The 3,975-nt window shown below is 62.6% G+C and carries 5 protein-coding genes; 1 reads left to right on the top strand and 4 read right to left on the bottom strand.

What is annotated here, in order from left to right; genetic code table 11:
- A partial coding sequence (locus tag RIF85_RS15000) for a serine hydrolase domain-containing protein (RefSeq protein ID WP_309072704.1) occupies positions 1-1,083 on the top strand: 1,083 nt, incomplete at its 5' end.
- 44 nt (positions 1,084-1,127) lie between these two features.
- Here RIF85_RS15000 and RIF85_RS14995 read toward each other — a convergent pair.
- The 4 genes from RIF85_RS14995 to RIF85_RS14980 all read right to left on the bottom strand — a co-directional run.
- Positions 1,128-1,508: a VOC family protein gene (locus RIF85_RS14995; protein WP_309072703.1), complete on the bottom strand. Its 381-nt coding sequence runs from the start codon at positions 1,506-1,508 to the stop codon at positions 1,128-1,130.
- A 98-nt stretch (positions 1,509-1,606) separates the two neighbouring features.
- A complete protein-coding gene (locus tag RIF85_RS14990) occupies positions 1,607-2,473 on the bottom strand; it encodes a TIM barrel protein (protein ID WP_309072702.1) in 867 nt (288 codons plus the stop codon).
- A gap of 40 nt (positions 2,474-2,513) precedes the next feature.
- A complete protein-coding gene (locus RIF85_RS14985; protein ID WP_309072701.1) occupies positions 2,514-3,350 on the bottom strand; it encodes a carbohydrate ABC transporter permease in 837 nt (278 codons plus the stop codon).
- Positions 3,344-3,975, bottom strand: a 632-nt coding sequence (locus tag RIF85_RS14980) for a sugar ABC transporter permease (RefSeq protein ID WP_309072700.1), incomplete at its 5' end; no start/stop codon positions are given. The genes RIF85_RS14980 and RIF85_RS14985, both read right to left, overlap by 7 nt.

Genomic DNA, 3,975 nt, shown 5'->3' with positions numbered 1-3,975 from the left:
CATCTGCAGCGCTCGCAGGGCGGAATGGCCTTTTGCGTCTACCGCGACGGACAACCGCTGGCGCGCTTCTACGGCGGCAGCACGATAAAACGCGGTGCGCCCACCGAAGCGGTGGAGGAGGTCTGGAGCCCTAAGACCCTCGCAGTCATGTTCTCCGGAACCAAGGGCGTGGTCGCAACCGTCGCAGCGATGCTTGTGGACCGCGGGCAGCTCGACGTGCGCCGTCCCGTGGCGGATTACTGGCCCGAGTTCGGAGCCGGCGGCAAACAGGACGTGCGCGTTTATCATCTGCTCAACCACACCGTGGGACTCCCCTACGTGGACCCGGAACCGCCGGGAGAGGAAAGCCAGTACGACAACACCGGAAACGCGGTTGCACTGGCCGCGCAGCCCCCATTGTGGGAGCCCGGCAGCAAGGTTGCCTATCACGCCATCACCTACGGCTACTTCATGTCCGAGCTGCTCCTGCGGGCCACGGGCAAGAGCGTTGGGGAGCTGATTTCCCAGCTCATCAGCGCCCCCTTGGGATTGGATATCTACCTCGGGTTGCCTGAGGAACTCGACCCCCGGCTCGCCACGATCTTCCGCTCCGAGAGCTACGCGATCAGCACGTACCTCCAGGACCCCGAACGCCGCAAGATCGTTGATCGGATGTACAAGAACCTGCTCGACGAGGACAAGGATCCGTTTAACAGCGTGGCGATGCGCCGCGGACAGCTGGCCGCCGGCGGCGGTATCGCCACCGCCGACGCGATGGCAAATCTGTACTCCCGTCTGGCGAGCCCCGACGGCGGCCTGGTCTCCTCCGAGGCGCTGAGGGAGGCCACCAGGACTTGGTCCGAGGGGGTCGACGCCATCAACGACCGGCCGCTGAGGTTCGGCCTCGGTTACGAGTTGGCCGACCCCATCGGGACCTACGGGCCGGTGGCTCCCGCCTTCGGACATTCCGGAGCGGGCGGCGGGTTGCACGGCGCCTGGCCGGACAAGAACGTCGGGTTTTCCTTCCTAACCAACGAGATGCTGGCCGAAAATCAGGACACCCGCGTCAAGGACTTATTGAAGGAGCTGGTTCGGCTGGTGTGAGGTGCTACGGCTGGATCGCGGTGGTGTTGAGATGAGCGCCGAACTTAGTCGGGGCGGACGACCGTGAGGCAGAACGGGTGCCCAACCGGATCGACCAGCACACGCCACTGGTCCGGTGCGGGCTGGTGCTCCGCTTCCGTGGCGCCCAAGGCAAGAGCACTCGCGACCGCCGGCTCAAGGTCGCCGACCGCAACGTCCAGATGGATTTGCTGGTGCTGCGGACCTTCCGGCCAGGAGGGCGGAACATAGCTGCCGACGCGCATCAGTGTGAGCATGGGGCCCGCTCCTGAGAGGGCGACGACGCCGCGATCCGGAGTGGCAAATGCTTCCTCAAGGCCCAGGAGCCGGGAGTAGAAGGTCGCCAGTTGATCGGTATCCGGGCAGTCGAGCGAGATGGATGCGAGTTGTCCTACGCGTTCTGTCATGACGACAAACTAGCAGGCCGTCTCCGCAGAGTTAGTCCGTCCCGGGGCCGTTGCAGCAGGGGCAGGTGGAATCTTCACAGCTCGCATCGAACCCAACCTCAGGATGACGATGGAGCGATACCAGCCGAGCGGTCCGATGCGTTCTCGACCGCGTCCATGCACTGACGCAGCGCGGGCAGCGGATCGAGTGCGTACCTGCCGTCCCCGAAAAGTTCGAAGGTCATAAATCCGGAGTAGCCAATCTCGGCGAGTTCGGACAAGTACTGGCCCAGCGGCAACTCTCCATCTCCCCAGGCCAGGTGTCCTGCCGGTGCGCCGTCGATAAGGTGGACATGCCTGACGAGATTCCCGAATGCCCGCCCGTAATCAGACACGGTCTCCCCCGCGACGGCCATGGCTACGGTGTCCAACGCTACGCCGAGATTCGCCGACCCGATGTCCGCGAGCATCCGCTGCAAGCCGACGATGTCGTTGACCAGGTTGGACTCGGTCCGCTGCAGCGGTTCCAGTACGCACTCCACTCCGTTGGCTTCGGCGTAGTTCACGACCGATCCTAGGGACTCGACGGCCAGGTCCCACGCATGGCGCACCGGCTCGTCTTCGAGGCCGCGGCCCGCGGTCAGGAACAGCAACGGGGATTCCAGTTCCACGCAAATGTCCACTGCCTTGTGGAACATCCGGATGCTCTGCTCCCGCAACCATCCCGTGCTCGATGCCAGGTTGACCGGATAAGCAACCTGTTCCGGCGTCAGGCACTCGACTACCAAGTTCCGTTCTCTGAGCAGCCGCCGAATGCGGCGGAGATCGGCTAACCCCAATGCCGGTATGTGCAGGTGCGGCGCAACGCCCCACAGCTCCAGGTGCTCCCGTTCGAGGGTGGCCATGTCGTCGAGGAACCGTTCCAGGCTCAGATGCTGGTACGCGAAGTTGGATCCGGTAATTCGATCCGCTGCTGGCCGTATCATGCCTTTTCCTTCCAGCCGCCGGCGTTCCGTCCGGCGTTCCTCATTTGCCGATTCCGTCGGCGAGTCCCTTGATGAAGTAGCGTTGCCCCGCGAAAAAGATCAGCACTACGGGCAGAGCCGCAATCGCCATGCCTGCAAAAACCACCGGATAATCGGTGCCGTGCTTGCTCATGAGGCTGGTCAGTCCCACCGGCAGGGTCTGCATGTCCGTTCCGCTGGTAAACACCATGGCGAACAGATACTCGTTCCAGGCGAACAGTACGTGCAGGATCACGGTGGAGACGATGATGGGCTTGCACATGGGCAGGATGATCTTCCAGAACGTGGTGGCCTTGCTGGCGCCGTCGACCTCCGCTGCCTCGTCGACTTCGCGGGGAAGGTCGATCATGTAGGCGCGGATCAGGAAAGTAGTGAACGGGATCCTGAAGGCCGTATACAGGATGAGCAGGGCCCAGAAAGTGTTGTAGAGGCCCAGCGACTGGAAAAGCTTGACCAGCGGAACCAGTGCCACCGTCGGAGCGAGCATCAGCCCGCCGAGGATGAGCGTGACGATGGTTCGGCTGAACGGGATCTTCACTCGTGTCAGGCCGAATGCCGCCCAGGCGCTGATGAACACCGTGGCCACGGTGGAGGTGACCGTGACCAGCACGCTGGTGACCAGATAGTTGTTCACGCCGCGGTTCCAGGCATCCGCGTAGTTTTCCCAGTTCCATGCCAGCGGCATGGCGAACGGGTTGCCGAAGAGTTCGGCGTTTTCTTTGAAGCCGTTGAGCACCATCCACAGCAGCGGGTAGAGGACAACAACGACCAGGCCGAGGAGGAAGCTCCAGACAAAGACCTTCGTGATGCTTCCGAGGAACGAGGTACGAGTCACCATTCAACCCTTCGCTTGCGGGAAATGTAGAGCTGGATCAGGGCCAGGCTAAGCGTGACCACGAAGATGACGGTGGCGATTGCCGCCGCGTAGCCGAAGTCATTACGCACAAATCCATTGCGGTACAGCCAGGTTCCAAGTACTTGGGTCGAGTTGTTCGGGCCGCCGCTGGTCATCACCATGACCTCGTTGAACACTTGGAAGGCGCCGGAGATCGTAACGATGATCATCAGGCCGGACATCTCCCGCACCAGCGGAAGGGTCACGTTGAAGAATCGATGCACCGGTCCGATTCCGTCGAGGGCCGCGGCTTCATACAGTTCGGACGGGATGCGCTGGATGGCCACGGCAAAGAGCAAGGTCGAGTAGCCGAATCCCTGCCACTGGCTCATGGCGATGACGGCCAGCATTGCCGTGCTCTCCTGCCCCAGCCACGGCTGTGCCCACGCACCCAGCCCCACGGTGTCCAGCACGTAGTTGAGCATTCCGAGGTTGGGTTCGTAGATGAAGTAGAAGAGCAGGCCGGCCACTGTCAGCGAGATGGCTGACGGTACGAAGTAGATGGCACGCAAGGCCCTGCGCCACCGGTCACTCCGGATGCTCTCGATGATGGCCGCGAGAACGATCG

It is taken from the genome of Arthrobacter sp. (assembly GCF_031179385.1).
Taxonomy (GTDB): Bacteria; Actinomycetota; Actinomycetes; order Actinomycetales; family Micrococcaceae; genus Arthrobacter_D.
This window is presented reverse-complemented; position numbering and strand designations above follow the sequence as displayed.